The organism is Proteus sp. G2675, assembly GCF_963886535.1.
GTDB classification, from domain to species: domain Bacteria; phylum Pseudomonadota; class Gammaproteobacteria; order Enterobacterales; family Enterobacteriaceae; genus Proteus; species Proteus mirabilis.
In genome coordinates this window covers 1-25,412 of the sequence record NZ_CAWPCB010000002.1, presented here as the reverse complement: position 1 = coordinate 25,412, position 25,412 = coordinate 1, and the positions used below count along the sequence as shown (strand labels likewise).

Below are 25,412 nucleotides of genomic sequence, written 5' to 3'. Positions count from 1 at the left end.
TGATCCTAGTTTGTGTTTACTTTTCATTGTTTCGTTGAGTAACACATCCGTACTTTTTATTATAGCAACTTGATTATTATCATGGTAATTATATAAATCGCCGATATTGGCCTCATTTTCTATATATTTATCAAGATTATCCCGTTTGACCCATTGATAAAAATCATGAGAAGCTAAATTAATAAATATGCTCCCAGAGAAATCATAACTTTCATTTTGCCCGATCTCTTTTATAGGTGTACCATTATAGTTAGGCTTACTAGCAAAGCCTACTGTTTCTCTCGTCATATAATAACCAGTTGCAAACTGCTTGTAATAGCCAAACTTTAAATTGGCATTTTTTTGTATAGGTACTCTAGTAAAAGTAAGGTCTGCGAAATCTGAAGCCAATTGTAAAATTTCTGTGACAACTTCTTGTTGATGAGGAAATATCGTCATTGTTGTAACGGAAAAATATAAAGGTATGCCTTTTTTTATCTCGTATCTTCTCTCGGTCTTTAATTTTATATCTTCATTTATTTCCTGAATTCTTTTTTTGGGATCCTCACTATCTTTAATGGCTTCTAGTTCTTTTTTTCTTTCCTTTATTTCATAATCTAATTTGTAATACTCTGCGATATTCTTTAGCGTTTCTTTTTTTTGACTTTCTGTTATCGGGTATTTCTTTCTTATATTTTCTGACCGATCACTGTAATTAGGAAATGTATAGGTGAGATGTGTTGTTCCATCTGTTGAATTTTTAGGCCAGCCAGATATAACCCCTGTTGATATAATCCCTTCAGATAAATAGAAAACAGTCGGTTTTTTAGTGTTTTTTATTAATTCCATATAATATCCTTTATTATTTAAAAATAAACTATTTGTGTGCTTATTATAAATAGTTTGCATTTTTATTATTTAATAATTTGCTAATTATTGTGTTTTTAATTTTTTATTTCTTTTTGAAAAAACACATGTCAGTATTTTGTTACATTATTATGTTGTTATATTATTAGTTGATTGTATTGTTAATAAGATAATATGTTTCCTGTTAAATAGAAAAGGCACTGCAATATGATTACAGTGCCTTTTCTATTTATTATTATGATAGTTCCCTGGTGAGGCTATCGTTTTGATAACATCTAATTTAAAACCATAATTTATGTTATCTGCTAGGTACTACTGCGACTTGTTTGATTTCTATGTGAAGAAGGTAATATTTTTTATTATCTATTTCCTTTAAACTATATATGGTTAAATTATTTGATGTCTATTTTTTATACACACCCTTTGTCTTTGGTGGAGCAATAATAAAATGTCTTATATATCAAGAGAAAAGATAGATTACTTGTCCATTGGTCATCGACTGCGTGCTTATCGTATTGCCTCCTCATTAAAAGCTGAAGATGTAGCTGAAAGTTTAGGGATCTCCCGTGCCGCTGTCTATCGATTAGAAAAGGGTGAAATCGTTAAAATTGAGACATTAGATAATCTTGCTCGATTACTTAACACCTCATTAAGTAGCTTATTAGGTATTAATACGGAGTATTACTCTAGCGCTAATGGTTTTTTTGAACGAATGCGCCAACTTGAAACGCAATCTTCCCATATTTATACCCATTTCGAACCCTTTTCTTATTTATTAACCTCTGATTGTTATGATAAAACGCTTGTCGAAATGTTAACAGAAGCCTCTCCTGAAAATGCGCTAACAAAGAAGCAACAAGAAGTTTTATCTATTTTAAAAGAGCGTAAAAAGCATCAATCATTACACTCACCGCATATTTATAATCTAATTAGCCAGCAGCAAATCGAAAAATTTCTTTATGTTGGTATGCTAGGCTCTGTTAATGTAAGTAAAGCCATTCAACAAGAAAGAAAACAACGCGCAAAACAAGAAATCAGCCATTTAATTGAAAAGTTAGAGCAAAAAAATAGTCATCTTAATATTGCGATTATTTCAGATACGATGCCATCTTTAACCTTTCAATTGTTTTATCAAAACAAAGCACCTCTCTCTTTAGCGGTTAGTCCATTTCGTTTAGGTGAATTTCCTAATGTAAGTACGGGTATTGCGACAGTATCTTCATCAACAGAAGCAATATTCCAATATCAATCTCTGTTTGATACGTTATGGGCAAAAGCAATAAAAAATGATGATGCCATTACACGCCTAAAAGAGATTATCAGTCATTATTGATTAGCTAGAACACCTAATGTTTCCGCTAAGATATCTGCAGCTATTGCAATATCACTAAACTCCGTAAATTCATCTGGGTGATGACTAATCCCCGCAACAGAGGGGGTAAAAATCATCGCTGTCGGGTATAAAGATGCCATATTCATTGAGTCATGACCGGCACCACTTAACATAGTCATATAATTGATATCGTGTTTTTGACAAATATTTTCAATAACTTGGCAAATTGAGTCATCCAGTTTTACTGGTGATTCAGCCGAAATAGGTTGCACTATTATTTTTACACCAAAATCTTTTTCTGCTTTCTCAACACTGTTTGTTAAACGCTGTACAACACGTTGAATACTGTCCGTATCAATACCACGAATATCCACGGAGAATTTTACTTGTCCTGGAATAACGTTCATCGAGTTTGGTATGACATTAAGTTTACCAATGGTACCTACGGTGCCGTATACCGCTTCCGTACAGGCAGCATGATTGATATCAGTAATAATACCCGCACTCGCCACTAATGCATCTTGACGTTGATACATTGGCGTTGCACCAGAGTGGTCTGCATGGCCATTTACGGTGACTGAAAAGCGTGTTGGCGCAGCGATACCATTGACAATTCCAATTGTTTTTTGATCGTTTTCTAGACGTTTACCTTGTTCAATATGTAATTCAACAAATGCACTATAACGGTCTGATTTAAGTAAACATTGATCTAAGTTTTCATGCTGATAACCAAGGGATTTTAAAACATCAAAGAAATTATTACCTTCATCATCTCTATTTTGTTCCCATCGAGTACGGTCAATTTTTCCTGTTAGCACTTTACTTCCGATACATGAAAACCCAAATCGGCTCGATTCTTCTGCTCGGAATACAATTAACTCTAGATCACGTTTCAGTTGTTGTGGTTTGTATTGCATCAAAGCATAAAAACCAGCAATAACTCCTAAGGCGCCATCATAAGCGCCCCCTTGGGGAACGGTATCAAGGTGAGAGCCTGTTCCTACGGCGGGTAATGTTCTATCTTGCCCCGGTAAGCGAGCGTAGAGTGTGCCAATACCGTCACGATAGACTTCAAGGCCTGCCTCTTTCATTACACTAGCAAGATAGAGATGGGCTGCTTCATCTTCTTCGCTATAGGCAATACGTGTTATCCCTTTGTCATGGTTATCTTTTTTATATATTTGCATTGTTTCAATTAATGTTTTCATATCATTAATTGAAAAGTCTGTTGCTGTAATTGGTTGAGTCATAAGGTTATTCTCCGGTGTTTTCTGTAAAACTGTCTAAAAAATGAGACAAATAAAAGATTAAAAAAGCCATCTTTTATAGATGGTCTGCTATTTTTATAATCGTTACTTATTATATTTACTGCTCAGAATTTATTTCGTCAATGGTAAATAAGAGGGATTTTATATTCTGTGAGATAGGGCGTAATTAAAAAGAGATATATTTCTGACTTATTTCATAAATGAATCATTATTGTGTTAAAGATGTTATAAAAGATAAATAAAATAAGATGTTGTACTGATATTAATCTTTCTTATTTTTAATATAAATGAAAATTATTCTCATGGGGTATATTGGATGATATTCTCATCCAATATATTAATAATTAAATCTAGAAGAAGTATTTAAAACGTGCTCTTACACCATAACGATCTTTATCGCTATTTTCTATTTCAATATCTTTACCATTAATAACAGAATAATATGCACCTAAATAGATTTTAAAATTATCCATATCTAAAATATTAGGTAATTCATATGAGGAATAGAGAGTGTGGATATTATATTTTCCTGGGCCAAATATAATATCATTATTGTTATCATCATCACTATTAATAGTATATGACTTAATATTATTATGGGCATAGATATAGCCTAATTGTAATTTACGCCATAAAATATTAGTACCTGTTGTAAAGTCGTTCTCATCGTTAGCGTCTAAATAAGCGGTATTCCAATTTATTGTGACACCATTTTCAGGATTTTGTTGTAGATTGCTCCAGCCTAAAGTTAATCCATAACCGTTGCGTTTGGATTGATCTCTAAATTCACCCGTTTTTTTATCATCATAACCATAAGCATTATTGATAATATTTTTTTCTAAGGCTACAGCAACTTTAAAATTATTGTTATTCCATGCAATAACTGGACGAAAATAAATAACATTTTTATTATTATATAGTTTATTTCCGTGATATTCCTTGTTAGCAAAAATAGACGTTCCATCTTCAATTAATAAATTAGTTTCAAAATACCAATTATTATATTGGCTATTAAACATCATGCTACCACCGCTATTGCTTCTCCCTCGACCTTCTTTCATCATGTAGATATAACCAAAACCATCACTATAAGTATCATTTGCAGTGTTGCCTGAATATTCAACAAAAGTATCCTGATTAAGCGGGAACATGTCATAAGCTTCATAACGACCTAACTTAAATTGCCAACGCTCTTTTTTACCAAAATAAAAAGCGGCATCGTCGAGAGATACCTTACCATCAATATTTGCCAGTGGTTGAACAGTGAAGCCTGCATAATTTTTATTATCTAATAGGCGCTCTCCGTCTAAGCCAATTAATATACGCCCATTGATCCCCCATTTATCATAATCGCCATAGTCTTTTTCTTTACCTGAGCGCATATTAATGGAGGTTAGCTGGCCTTTTTTACTTGCAATATCTGTATTAAATTCAACATCACCATATAACTTGAGTTTTCCATAACCGGTATTTGTTTCTATCAGCGATGACGGTGGCGCAGTTATAGTTTCGCTAGTTTGTGATAGATTGTTATTAAGCGCCTGATTTTGTTTTAACGCATTTTCTAACTTAGCGGCACGTTGCTCTGCTAACTCAGCTCTTTTTTCAGCGGCTAACGTTCTCTCTTCTAGTCGAGCTAAACGTTGTTCTATCGATAATTCATTTGTATTGGCGTGAGCAATTGTCGGCACGGCAATGCCGATACAAGTCGCTATCGCAAGGTGTTTGATGTTCATTGTTTATTCCTTATATCGGGAATAATGGAGGTTTATTATCCCCATGTTTTTTTATTAAAAAAGTGAATGAATATCTATTTCAGTTAATGAGTGAACAGCTAAATCTGCTTCTGGTAAGGGGCCATCAGCAGTAACGCCAATTGCATACATGCCCGCTTGTTTAATCGATTGTATTCCAGCAATCGAGTCTTCAAATCCGATACATAAATGTGGTGGAATGTGAATAAACTCAGCCGCACGCAAAAATATTTCAGGATCGGGCTTGCCTTTTTTGAGTGTTTTAGGATCAACAATTGCCTTAAAATAATGCTTAATGCCTAATTTTTCTAATATGGTTGGGGCATTTTCTGAAGCTGATGCAATAGCACAAGGAATGTGATTATTGTTTGCTTGTTCTATTAGATCTAAAACACCCGGTAAAATATCTTTTGGAGTAATATTATTTAATAACTCAAGATAATATTTATTTTTTGTTTCTGTTAATGATTTTTTTTCATCCGCAGAATAAACATCACTTTTATTACCATGAGATAAAATAAGCTCTAATGACTCAATTCGACTTATTCCTTTTAATAAATGGTTAAACTCTTTGTCAAAATCAATTCCTATTTCATTAGATAGTTTTTTCCACGCAATATAGTGGTAATTGGCGGTATCAACAATTACGCCATCCAGATCAAAAATAAGACCTTTAGTCATTTTGCGTGTCTCCATTTAAATTTAATACTAATAACGTATTGGCGGTTAGCTTATGCGTTTGATGGTTAATTAAAATAGTACTGGGCTTATCACTTAAAATACTAATTTCTTTATGAGTGAGATTAATTTGATATAAAGTAGAGCGATGCAATAATTTAAAGCTTAGCTTTTGCCATTGTTGAGGGAGAGAAGGGGTGATGGTCAGCATATCCTGACGAATATCAACACCGGCATAAGCCATGATGGTGGTATTTAATGTTGCCGCCATGACACCAGTATGAATACCTTCGGCAGTTGTTCCACCTTGAATATCATTATAATCTGAATAAAGAGCATCTTGATAAAGTTGCCATGACAAATCATGTAACTGTATTTGTTCTGCGAGATAAGCATGGACAATGCGTGACAGTGTGGAACCATGAGAGGTTCTTTCTAAATAGTAATGTAGATTTTTTTCAGCAAAGTGCTTAGAAACTGAATAACCAAGAGAGGTAATTAGGGAATGTACGGTTTGTTTATCTAAGTTATTAAATAACATCAGGGTATCTGCTTGTTTAGCTACTTTGTAATCATCGGCAGATTTATTTTCTTTACGCAAAATTCTATCCATACGATAGATATTGCCGTATTTTTTTCGATAGCTTTCCCAATCCAGATCTTTTAATTGAAAATAACCTGAGAACTGTTCAATAATTTCATGAGCATCAATATTGATAGCAATACGATTTTTAACTTCTTGTATTTTATTGAAAACGCTAGATTGGCTGTTTAGCTGTTGTAATTTTTTAGAAAAACGATCATTGTTTATGAACATCTCTATTTGATTAAACAACCAAACCACCATTAAATTAGTGTATGCGTTATCTTTTAAGCCACCTTCAAGTGAGTCTGCGTATTTCTCATGAAATTCATCCGGCCCCATAACTCCATTAATATGAAAACGTTGATCGCCTTCATCCCACTGACATTGGTCTAACCAGAACAAGGTAATGTCATTGAGTAGTTCAAGTCCATACTGTTCCATAAATTGGTGATCATGAGTATTTAGCCAATATAGCCACACATTATAGGCAATCGCTAATGAGACATGACGTTGACGACAACTATGGTCGGCATCCCATTGCCCTGATAAGGGGTTTAAATGCAGTGTCTGGGTTTGCTCACTACCATCATGCCCTGATTGCCAAGGGAACATAGCACCTTGAAATCCTTCTGCTCGTGCCGCAAGACGCGCAGCAGGTAGCCTGTGGTAACGATATAGTAATAGTTGGCGTGCGGTTTCAGGGAAGTGCATAATATAAAATGGCAGAATAAAGATCTCATCCCAGAAAATATGGCCTCGATAAGCTTCCCCGTGTAACCCTCGGGCGGTGACTGAAACATCTAATTGATGTTGCTGATTGCTAAATGGTGATGCGGATGACAGTAAATGGAAGGTATGTAAGCGTAGTAATTTTTGGGTCATCAGATCGCCAGAAATCGAGATATCGGCACTATCCCATAACGTTTTCCACGCTTTTTGGCTATTTATCAATTGGCTGTGTAAAGGTTGTTGTTCCCAATTAACCACATCTTGCCATGAGTCTGGGTAAGCCGTAGAGGTTGTTACAGCAACACATTTTTCAAGTTGATAGGTGGTATTTTGTTGAGCGTTGAAGGTGATGGTTTGTTCAACAAGCGTATCTGAAACATGACAAACAATATCTTCATTTGCAAAGAAATCCCCCCTGATTGTTGACGATAATCCGATCCCTATTTTTGACTGATCTGTTTGAGCTAATATAAATGCGTGTTGCTTATTCGCTCCAGTTTGTAGCACATGATAATGATGGGGATTAAGGCTACGGTAGCGTTGTACACCGTAATTATAAGTATTTCCTTCTAGGCGAGTTATAACCGTTATCTCATCTGAGAAATTTAATGGTTTAAAGGTATATAAAATGGCGTAATGTGACATATCAGCCATATTGGCAAATTTTGTACAATGAATATCAAGTTGCTGTCCTTCAGGGGTTTCTACACGCCATTGGCTAGTGAATACACCCGTTTTCAAATCTAAATGACGTGTTAAATGGTGTGTTATCAGTTGCTTTGGATGAAGATATTCTCCCTTACCAATTTTAAGAGAAATAAATTGTCCATTAGGTGCATTAACAAAATCTTCATTAATCACCTGATGGTTTTCTATTTGTGAACTTGCTTGATTATATAGGCCAGCAATATAGGTAGCAGGGTAGTGCTCATCACTTATAGTCATTTCGGGCAAAGTTCCTCTTAACCCAATATAACCATTGGCCGTAGTTAAGAGAGACTCTTGGCAATATTCATCTTTTCCTGTTTCTAAGCCTGAATATTCAATTGACCAAGCAAAGTTATTGGCAACTGTAACCATTTTTTCTTCTAAATCATGATGATGTTCAAGCTGCGCTTTATTGATATAAATAAAAGGTTTATTAAATATTTCAGTAAAGAAATTTGATAAATTTATTACTTTATTATCAATGGTTTTAATAATAGCGCTATCCAATTTATTACTTATCGAATATATCAAACCACCTTGAGCAGATTTAAATTTATGATTAATAGCTTTAGCCATATTTAGCCAATCAAGGTAATGGCTATTTGTGGTATTAAATGAATAATGGCTTTTTTCTGAAAGATATTTAATGGTGATATCAGTATCAGAAAGAATAACAGAGATATAATTCATGTTTAACCTTTAGTTTGAGATTAAATTAATCGACTTGCAAGGTGCCTGCTTTTTCTTTATAGCGATAGACCAGAATGGTTAATCCAATAGGGACGACAATAGCCACTATCATTGCCAATAAATAAACTAACCAATAAGTAGGTTGGATAGATAAAATACCGGGTAATCCGCCGACACCAATACCATTAGATAGCACATTATTTAATCCACAAATCAAACCCGCTAGCGCAGCGCCAATCATGGCGCACAGCATAGGAAAGCCATATTTTAAGTTGACGCCATACATGGCTGGCTCTGTCACACCTAAATAAGCAGAGATAGCTGCCGGAATAGTAATTTCTTGTTCATTTAATTTGCGGCTAACGATAATAATGCCTACAACGGCGGATGCTTGAGCAATATTAGACAGAGCGATAATCGGCCAAATAGGTGTACCGCCATAACTTTGAGTCATTTGTAAATCTATCGCTAACGTTGTGTGATGTAAGCCGGTGATCACCATGGGGGAATAGAAAAAGGCAAAAATAGTTGAACCAATAGGGGCAAAATCACCTAACATTAAAAACTTGATCAGTTGGGCGAGACCATCACCTATGCTTCTACCGATAGGGCCTAAAATAACATGGGCAACAAAAACGGCGACAATAAGGGTTACAATCGGCACAATAACTAATTTTAGGTAATCAGGGATAAAACGACGTAATTTAGTCTCAAACCATCCCAGAAATAGTCCCGCTAAAATCGAAGGGATCACTTGGGCTTGATAACCTACTTTCTCAATAGTAAATAAACCAAAATTCCAAACCTCAGGAATTTGTGAACCTAAATTGTAAGCATTCATTAGCTGTGGAGAAACTAAGGTTATACCTAGTACGATACCTAGTGCAGGTGTACCACCCATCTTTTTTACACTCGACCAGCAAATACTTACAGGCAGAAAATGGAAGATGGCTTCACAAGGTAACCAGAGAAAATCATATATTGGCGTTAACCAAGGATAAAAATAAGTGAGGGGTTTATTATCTGATATAGGCATTTCGCCAATAACATTTCTTAATCCTAACAATAAACCGCCGCAAATTAAGATAGGTAATAATGGAACAAAAATTTCGGCTAAATTGGCAATCAGCTTTTGCCAGGATCCCATATTCTTTTTCGCATCAGATTTTATATCATCTTTAGATTTAGCTTTTAATGAAAGCTTATCAATTAATAATTTATAGTAGATATCAACATCCATACCAACAATAACTTGAAATTGACCCGCATTATTAAAACAGCCTTTAACAAAAGATATTTTTTTAATTTTATCTATATCAGCAAGATTGGGATCATTCAGAACAAAACGTAATCTGGTTAGACAGTGTGAAACGCTAATAACATTATCTGAACCTCCAACAAGAGTAATTAACTCTTCAATGGCTTGGTTGTTTTGAGGTATCGACATATTAATATTCTCATAATAGTAGGGTTATTTTTAATATATCGAGATCTTTCTTTTTATCCAATGGGAACGTTCCCATAACAAGATAAAGATCACAGTTAATGATCATTAATTTATTTGATCATGGGTTTAAGTCATGACTTGATATAATGATTTTTTGTGCAGGAATATTTTTTTCTAGCATTTGTATCAATATGTTAGCAGCTTCTTGTCCACTTTCTCTAAAACCTAATCGATAGAATTTAGTTTGAGGAAATAAAAAGGTGAGTAGATCATTACGACCGATACAGGCCACCTCAATATGATCTATTTTCTGTTCGGCTAAATATTTTTGTACACCAAAGGCCAGTGAGTCGGTCGCACATAAAATAGCTTGAGGCTTGCTTGCTAATGCTTGTTTGGCAAGTAAATAGCCACTTTGATAATTAAGTTCACCAAGTTGAGCTTGAGATATTAATTGATGTTGCTGGCAATATTGAAGATAAGTTTGATAACGTAATAAACCCGTTGTTTCATCATTAATTTGGATCCCGATAAAACTTATATGTTGATAATGTTTGTCTCGATGGAAATAATGCATTAAAGCGTTAACAGCTCGTTCATCGTCATGACAAATGGAAACAAAACCTTCTAGTGGTCTTGCTATAACAACCATTTTTTGTTTCCAACTTGCTAAGTTAGCCGAATTGATCCCTGAAAATGCAAATAATATTACGCCATCGATTTTCTGGTGGGCGAGCATTTTTAAGTTTTCTTCTACTTTGGCTTGGCTAAATTGGCTTTCTAAAATAATAGGGTCAATGTTGTTTTGATAAAGGATAGGTAATATGGCACTAACTGCTTGATTTTCCGCATAAGAATCTAGGCGAGTGACGATAATACCAAAAGAACGATTAGAGTATCCCCGCATTGCTCGTGCAGATTTTGACGGCGTGAATTTATATTTCTCAATAATTGAGTTAACTTTTTTCCTTGTTTCTTCATTAACCATAGGATCTTGATTAAGTACTCTTGAAACAGTCGATTTGCCCACACCACAAAGTTTGGCTATATCATTGATTGTTAACTTTTTTTTATTAGTATCTGTCATGAGCGTTTTTCTGTATTTATCTGCTGTGTGATAAAGTTATTGTAGTTTTAGCAGGTTGTTTTCCACAAGTGATTCTTTTACTGTTTGATTTAGTCTAAAAATTGTACGCAGATACTACCACAATCGTAAAAAAGAGAATTTTATATTTGTCTTTTTTGTATACTAATAACAATAAAATGAGTATACATTGTTAGATGAGAATAAATAACCACCATCGTTTTGACTAAAAACAGAAAGACTTCTTTGCCAACCTTCTTTTACATATAAATTGGGAATTATTTTATTGATAATTTCACTGTTATTATCGTTAATAAGGATCTGTGTAGATGCTAGCTTGTAGCTAGTTTTCAGTTTGGTTATATCAAAAAAAGATTTTCTATACACTGGGATCAAATCGCCGTTATAATCAATAACACCTCGAATACTTGCCCATCCTTGCTCCTCCCCTAAAGTAAACATTAATTCTAAATTAGCTTTAGTATCCTCTTTATCATAAATAATTAACTTTGCTTCACAATTTATTACATTTTCTTTTTCTTGATTGAAGTAAAAACTAAAATAAATCATTAAACTTAAAATGATAACTAATACACTAATAGCACTATATTTTTTCATTTTTTATTATCCAATACATAAATAGACACACATTGATTATGCAAGAAATTAATAGGACTAAACTTTTTTTTACATAATATTAATGATGTTCGTGAATAAGAATCACTTTCAGTTATATAGATGAAATTATAATCTGAATAACTAGAAATATAATTATCAATTAAATTTTCTTTTTCCTCATTTAATATTTCTTTATTACAAAATAAATTATATTTTTTATATGTTCCGCAGTTACTATAGTTATATAATTTATGCTTTCTACTATCTAGGTAATTAAAAGTAAAAATAACAACAAAAAATAAGACTATCAATGTAAATATAATAATAAATAATTTCTTTTTTGATAAAGATATGCTTGTTTTTTTTATTGATGATAAAGAATGATCTTTATTATTAATATTCGTATTTATATCTTCTTCTATTTCTTTTTTTATGTGAGGAATATCACTAATTTTATGTTCATTGATTAATTTTATATCTTGAATATTATTGTCAGATAGTTTTTCAATACTAATATTGTGATTAATGATATACCCTTTTCGAGGAACGGTGATGACAATCTCATCATCGATATCTAGCTCATTAAATGCTTTTCTTAATAAAAGAATATTTTGATAGAAAGCACTATTAGTTATAAATTTTTCTTTATCTCCCCAGCCAATTCTAAATAATTCTCGTTGCGTAACTAATTCATTAACGGTAATAAGATGTATTAGCATTTTAGATGAAGGTGCTAAAATTTTCTTTTCTTTATTGAGTTTTTTTGAAAATAATAAATTTTTATCGCTATAAAATATAATGTCATCATTAATTAGATACATAGTGCCGCCAATACGTCATTTGGATATTTATTCTTCTTAATGCTAGAAAAGGAGTATTTTTTATATATAAAGCTAAAAAATTATTTTTTCAAGTTAAAAAAACTAAAAAATTTGTTTATCGCATTTTAATACATTTAAATAACAATTAGAAACTTACTGGTAACAAATAAAGTAAGATATCTATTTATTTATTCGTATAGATTAACTATGTGACTTTTATTATTTAATATTATAAGTCTCTATAATCTTTAGGAATTACCATTATTTAAATTTATTTATAATGGGGGGGTTACTCTGGGAATTAGTGGAAAGCTTTTATAAATAAATTGGTATTGGAATTAAATTTATTTAAAAATGAGTAAAATTACTTCTAAAATTAAAGTTAAATAAATCAATTAAGTCGATTTTTGTTTTTATCTAACGTGTTGATATTTATGTTATTTTTTGTGAATTTTGTGAGTTTTGTAGTTTTTTTGCTAACACGCATTGTAATAACTCATGTAGCATTTATTGCATCAACAACATTGCGAAACAAAGTTAAAAGTTAGTTTTAATAAAATACAATCATAAAGCAGTAACTGGCATGCTCGTATTTTAGCATGATATATCCCATTTTTATAAAGCTAATAGAAAATAGATTATGGAAAGAGAAAAATACGAAATTGATAAAACTTACGATACTAAAGCTATTCATCAATACTTAGGGAAAGAGATCCGTTCAAAAAGAAAAGCGATAGGACTAACAGGTGAAGATTTAGCTAAAAAGTTAAATGTCAGTCAACAGCAGGTATCTAGATATGAAACAGCAGAGTCAAAAATAAGCTTTGAAAAGCTATTGTTAATATCTGATGTTCTAGATCTTAATATTCAATATCTATTAAAAGTTATCATTAGTGATAAATTTAAAATTATTTCTGATGATTAGCTTTTAATTAAATTCTATGGACAAGATTCCAATATGGATATTTATATTTTTAATAGGGATGCGTGAATAAGGATATTCTTTTATGAGATAGCCTATCTCAATGTCGGTAAATACTAAAATAGTCAAATATAAAGGAAATGATGTATGAAATTTAATAAAATAGCATTAACTGTTCTATTAGCTACTTCCGCTATTTCTTTAAATGCTATGGCTGATAATTCTAATACAGGTGTTATCACATTTACGGGTTCTGTTGTAAATACGCCTTGTAATATTGCTCAATCTTCACTGAAACAAACAGTTGAGTTTGGTCAACTTTCTCGTAAAGCCTTAGAAAGTGGTAAAATGGTTGAGGCTGATTTTGATATTGAATTTACAGGTTGTGATTTTACTAATTTTGGTATAGATGCCACTAGTGGTAAGCCTGTTCCGGTTAAATCAATGGAACTTGTCTTTACTGGACAAAATTATGCTGACACAGCAAATACATTATTGGCTACTTCTGCTGGTAATACAAATAACTTGGGAATTTTAATTGATGGTTTTGAGTTTGGAAAAGCAAAAGATATTTTACCAAGTATTACAAATCTAAAGGGTGATAATGTATTAACCTTTAAAGCTCTTGCTAAAGCTGTTGATGCAAGTAAAGATGTTTCTGAAGGTAAATTTAGTGCAATTTCTAATTTCCGTATAACTTATCAGTAATATGAATTAAATTGACTGTTAGTAAATAAAATGCTGGCAGTCAATTTTATCTCTTGAATAAGAATTTTTTAATTTATTATTTTTTATATTAATTTTGTTGGTTTTATTTTATATATCAATGGGTTTTTTATTAACTTAGAAATAAACCAGCTAAAGCTGAAGATTCTATTTATATAATGGAGAAGAAAGTGGCTATTTATCGACGTATAGGATTGCAATTAATTGGCAGTCTTTTGTCACTTATTTCTAGTACAGCATTGGCTTTCGATCCTAAAGTTATTGAGCATGAGGGAAGTACTTATCTAGTGGGTAGTGTTATCTCAACTCCTTGTTCTATTGTAATGTCAAATCGTTATCAAACGGTTGATTTTTCTTCTTTAACTTTAGCTATGTTATCAAGCAAAGAAAAACGCGAACAGCAGACTTTACCATTTGAAATAGAACTTCGTGACTGTGGCAGCATTTACACGTCAATTGACAGCAAAACATGGATGATACGTTTTGATGGACAGAGCGTAAGTAATATCAATGCATTTATCTTGCAAGGCTCATCTAAAGGTTTAGGGGTTTCTGTTCTAGATAATAATAAAAATGCATTAATACCAGGAGAAACATATCCTTTATTCGATAGCGTATTACGACAAGATAAATCGGGACAAATCCTCTATCTGCGTTACTTCCTTAGGCTAGAACTCACCGGAGAACCTTTACGAGCTGGAGATTACCAAGGACTGGTTCGTTTTTTTATCCATTATCAATAAAGGTAGATGCATTTTCTTAGGCTCTAATGAATAAAGTATTTTATTACCTCTAGGATGGGGATGGTGAATAGTATGATATTTGAACTCAATCAGTTAAGGCAAGTCGTATTATTGACAATGAGTATTAGTGTGTTTTCTGCTTATGCTACAGAATTCAATATCGATGTGTTAGATGCAGAAGATATACAAAATATCGATATGAGCCAATTTTCCATTGCTGGCTATGTTCCCCCTGGTGATTATGTATTAACAGTTTTTGTTAATGGACAACGTTTAGGCGCACCTCGCGATATCACGGTTTTAGAGCAAAAAACGCAAACACAAGCTATCTGTATACCTGCTGACTTACTTGATTCTATTGGTTTAAAAGAGTCTGTAAAACCAAAAGTGACTGTATACCCTAATAGTCAATGCCTTGATCTTTCTGTTTTGAAAGGAATGCAAACAGTTATTGATCTCCCAACACTATCACTCAAAATAACGATCCCCCAATTATGGATGGAATATAGAGATCCTTATTGGACTCCTCCTGCATTATGGGAAGAAGGAATTAATGGTGCTTTCCTTGATTACAGCGCTAATGTTTCAATCACCGAAGAAAAAGAGGGGGATAAACGTACTTATTTGTCCACTAATGGTACTGCGGGTATTAATTTAGGTGTTTGGCGCTTTCGTGGTGATTATAGTGCCATCTATCAAAAAAAGCGGGGTGGCAGACAATCACAAGAAATACACGATTTTGATTTTAGCCGTCTTTATGGTTTTACCTCCTTGAAAAAATTGGCTTCAATTTTAACTATTGGAGAAAATTATTTTTACTCAGATGTTTTTGAATCATGGCAATACAGCGGTATTTCATTAGAAAGTGATGATCGCATGCTACCTCCCAAATTAGTGGGGTATGCACCAGAGATCACAGGTGTAGCAGATACCAATGCAACAGTGATTGTTCGTAGCCAAAATCGAGTGCTCCTTGAAACAACAGTACCCCCTGGACCATTTCGTATTCAAACTTTAGATAGTGGTGTTCGAGGGATACTCGATATCACAATCCGTGAAGAAAATGGAGAAGAGAAAAAATTTAGTATCAGTACTGCCTCATTACCTTATTTAACTCGCCCTGGCCGTCTGATCTATAAATTAGTGATGGGTAAAACTCGTTATGATGGACATCATTTAACAGGTAAACCCGTATTCAGTGGTGAATTCTCCTATGGTCTATCTAATGCTTGGTCGTTATATGGGGGAACACAATTTAACAGCGATTATCAGGCAACGGCGATTGGTATAGGACGGGATCTATTTTCTTTTGGGGCATTATCACTTGATATTACTCAGTCTTTTGCACGTTTTACTGATAAAAAAATAAAAGGGCGTTCTTATCGTCTTAATTATGCAAAATCTTTTGATGCACTACGCACGGATATTACTTTTGCTGGGTATCGATTTGCTGCTAGAGATTATCGCACATTAACTCAGTTTATGGATCAACGTCGTACTGGTTATGATATTCGCTCTCCAAAAGAGAACTATCAAATTTATATAAACAAGTATTTTGATAATTTTAATATATCACTAAATTATCAATATAGTACCTATTGGCAAGATAAACCTCAAACACAATATGGTTTATACGCAAGTACTAATATCAGTATTCCAATGTTATCTCAGCAAAATGCGAATATATCTTTATCAGCAACCAGAACTGAACGAGATAGTGGTTATCAAGATGATGCTATTAATCTGTATTTAACAATACCATTATATAAAGGCCATAGCATTTCATTTTCTGAATCATATTCTCGTATTGGTAAAAGTAATCAATATAGCCATAGAGCAAGTTATAGTGGTTATAGTGATCGCGATAATTATAGTCTGAATGTGGGCTATAGTCATGGAGAAGAAATTGATAGCCAATCAAGTATCAGTGGTTATTATTCTCGCGACTTTTCTCAAGCTAACTTATCTGCTAACGCAAGTTATGTACCACAACAATATCGTAGTGTTGGTGCATCAATTAACAGTGGTATTACAGCTACAACTCAAGGTATTGCGTTGCATCGTTCAGCTAATGGTGATACTCGTTTAATGATTGAAACACCAGGGGTTGGTGATGTACCTCTAGATAGTGGCGTTATCAAAACTAATTACTTTGGACTTGCAGTTATTCCTAATGTTAATAGTTATCGTAAATCTACGGTTTCTATTAATACCAGTCAGCTACCTGAAAATATAGAAACGCTAGAATCAACAACTGATATTACCTTGACTAAAGGGGCGATAGGGTATCGCAGTTTATCAGTAATGAAAGGGGAAAAGTTGTTTGCCATTATATCCCTAAATGATGGTAAGAAACCGCCTTTTGGGGCAAGTGTACGTAATGCGGATAATCGTGAGTTGGGTATTGTTGGTGAAGATGGTGTGACATGGCTAGTAGGCATTTCATCAAAAGAAAAACTATCTGTTTATTGGGCAGGGAAAAAACAATGTGAGTTGTCACTTCCTGAAGATTTAGCATCGCCAACTAGCATGTTATTGCTACCTTGCTCTTCACCTACTATATCAAAAATTACAGAAAATTAATTATTAATTAAATGTTTTATATTGTGAGGTTAGTTATGTTTAATTTTAGTCGTGGGTTATATTGTATTCTTGTTGGGTATTCCATATTTATTTCGATGGCGGCACATAGTGCTGTGACATTAGATAGAACGCGTATTATTTTCCCTGGAACGGAAAAGTCAATTAATATTACTATTTCTAATGATAATCCTGAAGAAGCTTATCTCGCACAAAGTTGGATAGAAGATTTGCAGGGGAATAAATTAACTAAAGGTGCTATTTTAGCAACGCCTCCATTACAGAGAATCGAGCCAAATAGTTATAGTTTAGTTAGGTTAAGTACAACACCAGAATTACATAAATTACCACAAGATAGAGAGTCGGTATTTTATTTTAATTTACGTGAAGTACCACCGAAATCAACAGATGGCAATACATTACAAATTGCTTTGCAATCTCGTGTAAAACTATTTTATCGTCCAAATAGTATTTTATCTGAAGCAGAAACTAAATGGACACATAAAGTGACATTAACCAAAACGGCTCAAGGCTACCGAGTTAATAATATAACGCCTTTTAATTTAACAATAATTGGATTTGGAAATAGTAAAGCAGCCGCTGAAAAAAATCCTTTTGATGTTGTCATGGTGCCACCTAAATCGACTCATGATATTGCGTCTTCTATATTATCTACACCTTATCTTACTTATATTAATGATTATGGTGGTAAACCATCGTTGGTATTTCGTTGCCAAGGTGATACCTGTGTGGTAACTGGTGAACAATAATTCTTAACAATATTGGAATATAGGAAAAGTAATGAGTAAATATCACGTTTTTAAAATAGCCAAATGGTTCAAAGTGCTTTTACTCATTGTTGGCTGTGCATTCAGTCAATTTATTATAGCCGAAAGTTCTATCGTGAGTACTACGACAAAACAATCAGTTTATGAGTCATTACATCAAGGAGTAGTTCAAGTGAGAGCCACTCTGTTTAATGCGCCTTGTAATTTATCTTTTGATAATAATTTAAGTTTGATTGGATGTGGAGCTGGAAAAGATTATCGCACCATAAACTTATTTGATGTAACAGCAAATACTCCTGCAAGTATTCGTTATTATGATATACAACGAAGGCTATTTTCTGAAGATTATTCACTTTCATTACACAATGGCAATAATCCAATATATTTACCCACCTTAATGAAAGATCAACATATATTACGTTTAGAGGTAAGTTATGAATAAGATGGTGAAATTTCTAGGGCTTATTTCTTTAACAATATGTAATTGGCAGTCTCAAGCATTAGCGGCCAATAATTTAGATGTTGAATTTAGCGGTGAGTTAATCAGTGTTGCATGCCAAGTCGCTTCAGAATCAATAAATAAAAAAGTTACTTTACACAATCTACGTTGGCAATTTATTAATGAAAATGAAATTAGTAAAGTGACTCATTTCACGATTGCGATTGATAAGTGTAGTGAAACTGACTTACAGAAAAGTATTAAATTAACCTGGAAAAGTAACGAATTAGTTGATATCGATGGTAATCATTTTCTTATTACTAAAGGGGATAGTGGAGCACTATTAGGAATTATTGATAATAATGGAAGGTCTGTTATATGGAATAAACCGATGACAATTGGAGATGTAAGTGTTGTTGATGGTTCACAACAATTTGAGTTTGGTGTTTTTGTCCGTAAGCCAGCAATAGGAGAAATTAAGATTGGTGAATTTTCCAGTATCGTAACTTTTAATGTGGAGTATGAATAGTGCTAATATGGCTAAATAAAATGAAAAATTTATTGGGTGTAGCTTTATTATTTATTTCTCTAGTATGTAATGCTGATATTTTTATTAATATATCTGCAACAATGGTTGAACCTGTTTGTAATATACGTAGTGAAAATGGTAGTGCTCCATTAAAAATTGGTTTTGATACATTGACGATATCTTCACTGACTAAATCTCCTGTGGTAAAAGATTTTTCACTTTATATATCAGACTGTAATTTTAATAATACATTAGCCATTGTTTTAAACCCAAAAGGAGGAAGTACGCTTTTATATAAAGGAAAAAATATATTAGCAACAAGTACGGATGGGTTAGGTATAGATATTAATGAAGTGACTGGTGGAACTATTCGTTCACTGGAAACAAGTAAAAAGCATAAAATCAATCCAGAACGAATTAATTCAACTCTTTATCGTGTTGACTTACAAGCTCAGTTAGTAAATACAGTGCCTATTAATCAATTAAAACTAGGGAAGTTCAATTCAATAGTTACTATTTCAGTGACTTATAACTAATGGATATTTTTTATGTTGAAACTAATACATAAATTTTCCTCGTGGAAAAAAGAAATAGCATTAAATAATGTAAAAATACCTTTATTAAATGACCTAATTTATTTCTTAATATTATTAAGTGTTTTTTTTATTAATTTTATATTTACATCTATTGCTATTGCAGATTATGCGCCAAGAATTCAAGATATAAATACTGGCTATATGATTAAATTGGCAAGTAACAGTCCTATTGCATTAAATCCAGTGAAAGGTACAGATGGTAAAAACTATTATAAAGTTGGTAATACGATTGTGATCAATAATACACCATCTAGTGTAAGTGTATCGGGGATTGTTCAGTGCATCGGGCTTACTTGGGGACATGCTTCAACAAATATTTCTTGGAATAATGCATATCATCGCTTGTTTACATATGTACCTATGGCTGGTACCAATATAGAAGGCCATATGGCATATCGTATTAATAGTAATTTGGTAATGACCATTGATACTCAAATGTTGAATTGGGTAAATATAAGAGGATCTGTTTGTGAACAGGCTACACCAACATTAACTGCTCATGCCAGTGAATTTACTGTACAATTTCCAATCAGTGTGACATTTTATATAAATGATATGGTTATTGATTCTCAGCTACCTATACCTGAAATGGATCTAGGAGGTTATGTTCGTGCATTTACACGATCAGGAACGAGTCCTCCTCAAAATTCTTGGGCATTGAATGATGTCACTGTTCCTATGCGATTAGCAGCATCACAATTAAACGTAACTTCTTCTTGTAAAACAGTAACAAGTACAGGACAAGTAAGTACTTTAAATTTAAAGCATGGGCAACTCAATACATTAAATTATGACAGCTTAGTTACAGAAAGTGTAACTTATAATTGTGTTTTTTCAAAAGCAACAAAAGTGAGATTACGTCTCGATTATATAACTGATAACGATCCTCAAAAAAGATTACCGATGGTGAGTACCCAAAACAGCAATAATAAAATTTATAGTGAATTGACCATGACAGATGAAATAACCGGGCAAAAAGGTAAAGATTTTAAAATTGACATTAATGATTTGAGAACAATTAAGATAACCAGCCATCTTCAAGGAACAAATGCGATAGCTGGAGATTATAAAGGTTCAGCTTGGCTAATCGCTACGTTTGATTGACATATTATGATTTAGCATATAATTGATAGATATTTTCATATAATTATCTGAATAAGTCTCTATTTATCATTAGGATAAGTAGAGGCTTATTTTTTTTGAAATAGAGTGATTAAATTTATAAATAATACGATTGTAACGTATTAAAATTTTTTGGGATTAATTAACTTATTGATAAAAATGATTTTATAAATAATTTTTATTAATTGAACTATAATGGTTTATTTGGGCTATAATGTAAAAATATTGATTTAAAATTAGATACTATAGCGGTTTTGATAAATAATAATGAAATAGCACAATTATAATACTATAAAAATATATTTTAAAGAGGATAAAAAATGCATGATAAAATAATTAACGATATCCTTGATTGGATAGAAGATAATCTGACTAAACCAATATCAACAATAGATGTAATAAAAAAATCTGGTTATAGTCAAAGATATTTTCAAGATCTATTTCTGCATAAAACAAAATCAACTATTGCTAAATATATTTTGTCTAGAAAGTTATCTATGTCAGCTATTTTGCTTAAATTAACTCGGTATTCTATATCAGAAATATCTAATGATTACTCTTTTACTTCTCAGCAGAATTTTTCAAGAGCTTTTAAACGATATTTTAAGGTAACGCCTGAATTTTATAGAAAAAGTAAATTTTGGGATTTTAGATATTATCGACCTCAACATAAAGTATTTGATTTTAAAAAAATAAATTGTCAGTTAATTTATTTATCAAAAGATAGATTGCTTGATAATAATTCTGATGATTTTAAGTTTTTTGATATTTCTATTCCTTTTGACTTTAAGTCAAATATTGCAATAGAGGGGCTAGGCTATAAAAATAAAAAACAGATTGAAATAATAAAAAGTCTTGTTGATTCATCAAATGATAATTTGTGTGTATCTTATAATTATTTCCTTAGTAGTAAAGTTAAAAATAAAATTACTGTAAAATATAATATAAAATATATTCATGATTATAATTTTTCCTTTAATAAAGAAGGTCTAAAGTATTATCTATTTTCATTTTTAGGCTCTTGGGAAGATTATATGATTTTATCCAATATTATCTATATGAGAGAATTACCGCTATTGCAAGCCAAGAGAAGAGATGGCTATGATATAGAAATATTTAATTCAGGTAAATTAGATAAAAACATTTGTTCTTTAAATTATCTTATCCCTATAATTTAGACATTTAAGTTTTTTCGGAGAGCTTTTATAATACTTCTTGAATTTTTTAATAAAATAGGAAGTATTTTTATACCCAGACAATGAAGATATCTGTCCTATTGTTAAATTTGTTGTAGCCAGAAGATTCATTGCGTGTGCCATTCTTACCGTTGTTAATAAAGTCATAAAATTAGTTTTTTCTGCTTCAAGTTTTTTTCGTAATGAAGACTCACTAATAAATAATTTACTACTAATCTCTTTTAGAGACCAGCTATGTTGTAAGTCACTAATAATAATATCTTTTACTTTTACTGATGTTAATTCTGGTTTTGATTTTAATATAAGGTTAGGTATATCAAAGTTTAACAGTAAATATGCGATTTTTAGTATCTGACTAAGCGAAGTTTTGTTATTTGTAATGACTTCATCATTAAATTTATTTTTTAATCTATTGAAAAATAGAATATCTTCATGATTTGCTTGTTTTATAAAGCTATCTTTATTATTATCTTGAGTAACTTCCTCTTTTTTATTGTTAATAGTAATTTTTAATACTTCCATCATAACTTCATGAGATAAAAATATAAATTCAGGCATTTTATTTTTTCCTAAGATAATATCTAATGCTGAATTTTTTTTATAAAAACGATACTGTCGTTATCTATTTGATATTTAACATTATCTTTTGTTATGGATATTTCACAATCTTTTCTAATTAACAAAAGAATGTGGTTAGAGAAAATAATGTTTTTAAATTTTAAAGTATTATCTATATAGGCATTCATATTAAATTCTTTTGCTTCCTAATCTAATATTAAATGGTTTATTTTTGTTTGTATATTTAACAATAAACAAAATTATTAATTTATAAGCTTTTGTAAATAAATTATTATCATGTTGATGGAAATAAATAAATTAAAAAATAACGTTTTTAGATTTAATTATCTAATTGGGTTATTTTTTATCATATTGCATTATTTTTCTGTGAGGTATTTGTTACTTTATTTTTTCCTATTTATTTTAGAGAGTTTTTAGATCCTCCATATATCTTTATCTTTTTTGGGAATTTTATATTAAGTAAAAAGGTTGTTTTAACATTTTTGGTGTTTTTTTATGTTAAAGATGTTAATTGTTATTATTTATCTTTTGCTTTTTTGGTCTAATTTTATCATTTTGTTAATTATCATAATGGGTGATTAATTTATCATTTTGTTGGCTTAAAAGAATTCTATTAAAAGCGTAAAGTTCTCATAAATAGAGTATTGCTACTCTTATTTGGATTGTTTTAGTTATGGGTAGATGTATATGTTAAGAGATATCAGTAGGTGAGAGTAAAAAGAGTAATGTTGTTTTCATGTAAAAAATATAATTAAAACAATTGGTTATTTTATCTTGGTATTTTTTAAAACCTTATGTTGGTATTTTTATGGACATAAATAAGATTTTAGGCCGAGAGATTAAATTTTTAAGAAAACGTTCTTTGCTGTCAGGATGCGAATTGGCAAAAGCCTTTGGAATAAGTCAACAGCACCTTTCACGGATTGAGCGAGGAGAAGTTCAATGGAGTGTATCTTTCCTACTTAGAGTATGCGCTTTTTTTGATATTCCAATGATTCATTTTATTAAATTGATAGAGAAAGAAACATCTTCATTTTCTATTGTTGATAATAATTTATGTCAATTTGAATTTATTGAAATAAATAATAGGAGAAGGATAGGTCATAGAAAGTAAAGGTAGATATTTATAGATGTTAGCAGTATTACATTAGATAGCCTCTAAATTAATTTAGAGACATTTTATACGAGAGTTATATATGAATATAATCTTTTTTGAAAAGAATTCAAACGAGAAAGTACAATTACAACCTCATGCTAAGCATACTATAACGGCGAAAGCAGGGGATGTGTATCAGTTAATTGATTCAGATACTCAACTTTCTCCATTAGATATTCAAGCGCATCGTAAATCGGATGATCTTATTTTATCTAGTAAAGAACAAAATATAGAAGTTGTTATTAAAGATTTTTGGCAAGAATGCCAACCAGGGGAACAACAATGTTACGCCACTTTAAATGTTTTAGATTCAAATGGTGTAATGGGACAAGCAACTATTACTCAAGATGGTCCTGTTTTAGAACATTTAGTTGCTGGTGAAACAGGTACTCTTTCTGATAATGATGATGGAATTGGTCTATTTTTATGGGTTGCTGGTTCAATCGGTAGTGCATTAGCGATCTTTTTAGCTAATAGAAATCATGGTGGTGACAATAATAAAGGTAATGAGGCTGATATTACCGCGCCGAGTAAGCCAGGATTAACTGCTGAAGATGATGGTTCTGTTTCTATCGATTTACCAAAAGATGCCAATAAAGGTGATTCTGTAGATGTTACTTTTGAAGATGAGGATGGTAATTCAAATACTGTCACATTAGAAAAGGGAGATAATGGCTGGACATCAAGTGATCCTGAATTAATTCCTGATACAGATAACAATCAAGTCACTATCCCTAATGATAAGATAAAAGATAATAGTGATGTTACCGCAAGTGCGAAAGATCCGAGTGGTAATAAAAGTGATGATGTTACTGTAACAGCCAAACCTGATCCCGTATCAGATATGCCTGTTTTAAGCATTCCAGAAGTTGACGATGGTTATGCGAATGCAGAAGAGCTGAAAGACGGTTTACAAGCAGAAGTTACTTTGCCAGCGGGTACGGTTGAAGGGGCGGAAATCACCTTAACGGTCACTCGTCCAGATAATACTACAGAAACGATTACATACACTGTAACTAAAGATGATGTTGCTGCAGGTAAGATTTCGATTGATATTCCTAAAGATGCGGTACAAAACGGCCAAAACAGTGTCGATGTCAGCTTAACTCAAGGCAATAATCCAGCCAAACCAGGAAACAAAGTAGATTTTGCTGTTGATGGACAAATCCCGGGCGATACAGATGGTGATGGTGTGGTGGATACCACGCCGGTAGTGACCATTCCAGAAGCCACTGACGGGGTAAATGCTGACGAGCTAAAAGATGGCGTACAGACCGAAGTGACTGTACCGGGGGGGAGTGCGGCAGGTGACACACTGACACTCACTATTACCAAACCAGACGGCTCAACCGACACTGTTGAACACACACTGACTGCAGATGAAGTGACGGCAGGTAAAGCCGATGTGACAATCCCCGCAGATAAAGTGACAGCAGACGGTAATTATTCTGTTACCGCAGAAATTACTGATCCG

The 25,412-nt window shown here is 32.3% G+C and carries 21 protein-coding genes and 2 pseudogenes; 13 read left to right on the top strand and 10 right to left on the bottom strand.

What is annotated here, in order from left to right; genetic code table 11:
* Positions 1 to 828, bottom strand: a pseudogene (locus AACQ49_RS00125) (metalloprotease); the annotation flags it as partial.
* Positions 829 to 1,294: 466 nt separating this feature from the next.
* On the opposite strand from AACQ49_RS00125, the gene AACQ49_RS00120 reads away from it, so the two are divergent.
* A complete protein-coding gene (locus tag AACQ49_RS00120) occupies positions 1,295 to 2,179 on the top strand; it encodes a helix-turn-helix domain-containing protein (RefSeq protein ID WP_004244894.1) in 885 nt (294 codons plus the stop codon).
* Here the strand turns inward: AACQ49_RS00120 and AACQ49_RS00115 are convergent.
* From AACQ49_RS00115 to AACQ49_RS00080, 8 genes are all read right to left on the bottom strand, one after another.
* Entirely contained in the window at positions 2,173 to 3,429 is a 1,257-nt protein-coding gene (locus AACQ49_RS00115; protein ID WP_004247342.1) for a Zn-dependent hydrolase, read from the bottom strand. The genes AACQ49_RS00120 and AACQ49_RS00115 overlap by 7 nt on opposite strands.
* Before the next feature lie 368 nt (positions 3,430 to 3,797).
* Entirely contained in the window at positions 3,798 to 5,183 is a 1,386-nt protein-coding gene (locus AACQ49_RS00110) for a carbohydrate porin (RefSeq protein ID WP_004247343.1), read from the bottom strand.
* Between the two features lie 54 nt (positions 5,184 to 5,237).
* The gene (pgmB, locus tag AACQ49_RS00105) at positions 5,238 to 5,882 is read right to left on the bottom strand and encodes a beta-phosphoglucomutase (protein WP_004252426.1); all 645 of its coding nucleotides are present in this window, start codon (positions 5,880 to 5,882) and stop codon (positions 5,238 to 5,240) included.
* Positions 5,875 to 8,592 (bottom strand): glycoside hydrolase family 65 protein, encoded by a 2,718-nt coding sequence (locus AACQ49_RS00100; protein ID WP_049219043.1) that lies wholly within the window; start codon positions 8,590 to 8,592, stop codon positions 5,875 to 5,877. The genes pgmB and AACQ49_RS00100 overlap by 8 nt, the downstream gene beginning before the upstream one ends.
* 25 nt (positions 8,593 to 8,617) lie before the next feature.
* The gene (gene treB, locus AACQ49_RS00095; RefSeq protein ID WP_036919874.1) at positions 8,618 to 10,039 is read right to left on the bottom strand and encodes a PTS trehalose transporter subunit IIBC; all 1,422 of its coding nucleotides are present in this window, start codon (positions 10,037 to 10,039) and stop codon (positions 8,618 to 8,620) included.
* A gap of 118 nt (positions 10,040 to 10,157) precedes the next feature.
* Positions 10,158 to 11,126, bottom strand: a complete 969-nt coding sequence (treR, locus tag AACQ49_RS00090) for a trehalose operon repressor TreR (protein WP_161778827.1) — start codon at positions 11,124 to 11,126, stop codon at positions 10,158 to 10,160.
* A 162-nt stretch (positions 11,127 to 11,288) separates the two neighbouring features.
* The gene (locus tag AACQ49_RS00085) at positions 11,289 to 11,741 is read right to left on the bottom strand and encodes a hypothetical protein (RefSeq protein WP_004244887.1); all 453 of its coding nucleotides are present in this window, start codon (positions 11,739 to 11,741) and stop codon (positions 11,289 to 11,291) included.
* Entirely contained in the window at positions 11,738 to 12,562 is an 825-nt protein-coding gene (locus AACQ49_RS00080) for a winged helix-turn-helix domain-containing protein (protein ID WP_036919879.1), read from the bottom strand. Before AACQ49_RS00080 ends, AACQ49_RS00085 begins: the two co-directional genes overlap by 4 nt.
* 640 nt (positions 12,563 to 13,202) lie before the next feature.
* Here AACQ49_RS00080 and AACQ49_RS00075 point away from each other — a divergent pair.
* The 10 genes from AACQ49_RS00075 to AACQ49_RS00030 all read left to right on the top strand — a co-directional run bounded on the left by AACQ49_RS00075 (position 13,203) and on the right by AACQ49_RS00030 (position 22,185).
* Entirely contained in the window at positions 13,203 to 13,487 is a 285-nt protein-coding gene (locus AACQ49_RS00075; RefSeq protein ID WP_004247348.1) for a helix-turn-helix domain-containing protein, read from the top strand.
* A 144-nt stretch (positions 13,488 to 13,631) separates the two neighbouring features.
* On the top strand, positions 13,632 to 14,192 hold the full coding sequence (locus AACQ49_RS00070; protein ID WP_049219041.1) for a fimbrial protein: 561 nt from the start codon (positions 13,632 to 13,634) through the stop codon (positions 14,190 to 14,192).
* Between the two features lie 188 nt (positions 14,193 to 14,380).
* Positions 14,381 to 14,953 (top strand): fimbrial protein, encoded by a 573-nt coding sequence (locus AACQ49_RS00065; protein WP_004252419.1) that lies wholly within the window; start codon positions 14,381 to 14,383, stop codon positions 14,951 to 14,953.
* 60 nt (positions 14,954 to 15,013) lie between these two features.
* On the top strand, positions 15,014 to 17,536 hold the full coding sequence (locus tag AACQ49_RS00060; RefSeq protein ID WP_004247351.1) for a fimbria/pilus outer membrane usher protein: 2,523 nt from the start codon (positions 15,014 to 15,016) through the stop codon (positions 17,534 to 17,536).
* 35 nt (positions 17,537 to 17,571) lie between these two features.
* Entirely contained in the window at positions 17,572 to 18,303 is a 732-nt protein-coding gene (locus AACQ49_RS00055; RefSeq protein WP_004247352.1) for a fimbrial biogenesis chaperone, read from the top strand.
* 31 nt (positions 18,304 to 18,334) lie between these two features.
* Positions 18,335 to 18,763, top strand: coding sequence for a fimbrial protein (locus AACQ49_RS00050; RefSeq protein ID WP_074561803.1), 429 nt, complete (start codon positions 18,335 to 18,337; stop codon positions 18,761 to 18,763).
* On the top strand, positions 18,756 to 19,289 hold the full coding sequence (locus AACQ49_RS00045; protein WP_012367545.1) for a fimbrial protein: 534 nt from the start codon (positions 18,756 to 18,758) through the stop codon (positions 19,287 to 19,289). Before AACQ49_RS00050 ends, AACQ49_RS00045 begins: the two co-directional genes overlap by 8 nt.
* A 20-nt stretch (positions 19,290 to 19,309) precedes the next feature.
* The gene (locus AACQ49_RS00040) at positions 19,310 to 19,825 is read left to right on the top strand and encodes a fimbrial protein (protein ID WP_036900794.1); all 516 of its coding nucleotides are present in this window, start codon (positions 19,310 to 19,312) and stop codon (positions 19,823 to 19,825) included.
* 12 nt (positions 19,826 to 19,837) lie between these two features.
* On the top strand, positions 19,838 to 20,989 hold the full coding sequence (locus AACQ49_RS00035; RefSeq protein ID WP_074561802.1) for an adhesin: 1,152 nt from the start codon (positions 19,838 to 19,840) through the stop codon (positions 20,987 to 20,989).
* 338 nt (positions 20,990 to 21,327) lie between these two features.
* Positions 21,328 to 22,185, top strand: coding sequence for a helix-turn-helix domain-containing protein (locus AACQ49_RS00030; RefSeq protein ID WP_004244872.1), 858 nt, complete (start codon positions 21,328 to 21,330; stop codon positions 22,183 to 22,185).
* On the opposite strand, the gene AACQ49_RS00025 is transcribed toward AACQ49_RS00030, so the two are convergent.
* Positions 22,159 to 22,761, bottom strand: a complete 603-nt coding sequence (locus tag AACQ49_RS00025) for a helix-turn-helix domain-containing protein (RefSeq protein ID WP_229049442.1) — start codon at positions 22,759 to 22,761, stop codon at positions 22,159 to 22,161. The two genes, AACQ49_RS00030 and AACQ49_RS00025, sit on opposite strands and share 27 nt — an antisense overlap.
* Positions 22,762 to 23,590: 829 nt before the next feature.
* Between AACQ49_RS00025 and AACQ49_RS00020 the strand changes: the two genes are divergently transcribed.
* Together AACQ49_RS00020 and AACQ49_RS00015 are read left to right on the top strand one after the other, a co-directional pair.
* Positions 23,591 to 23,896, top strand: coding sequence for a helix-turn-helix domain-containing protein (locus tag AACQ49_RS00020; protein WP_004244870.1), 306 nt, complete (start codon positions 23,591 to 23,593; stop codon positions 23,894 to 23,896).
* Between the two features lie 82 nt (positions 23,897 to 23,978).
* A pseudogene (locus tag AACQ49_RS00015) lies at positions 23,979 to 25,412 on the top strand (beta strand repeat-containing protein); the annotation flags it as partial.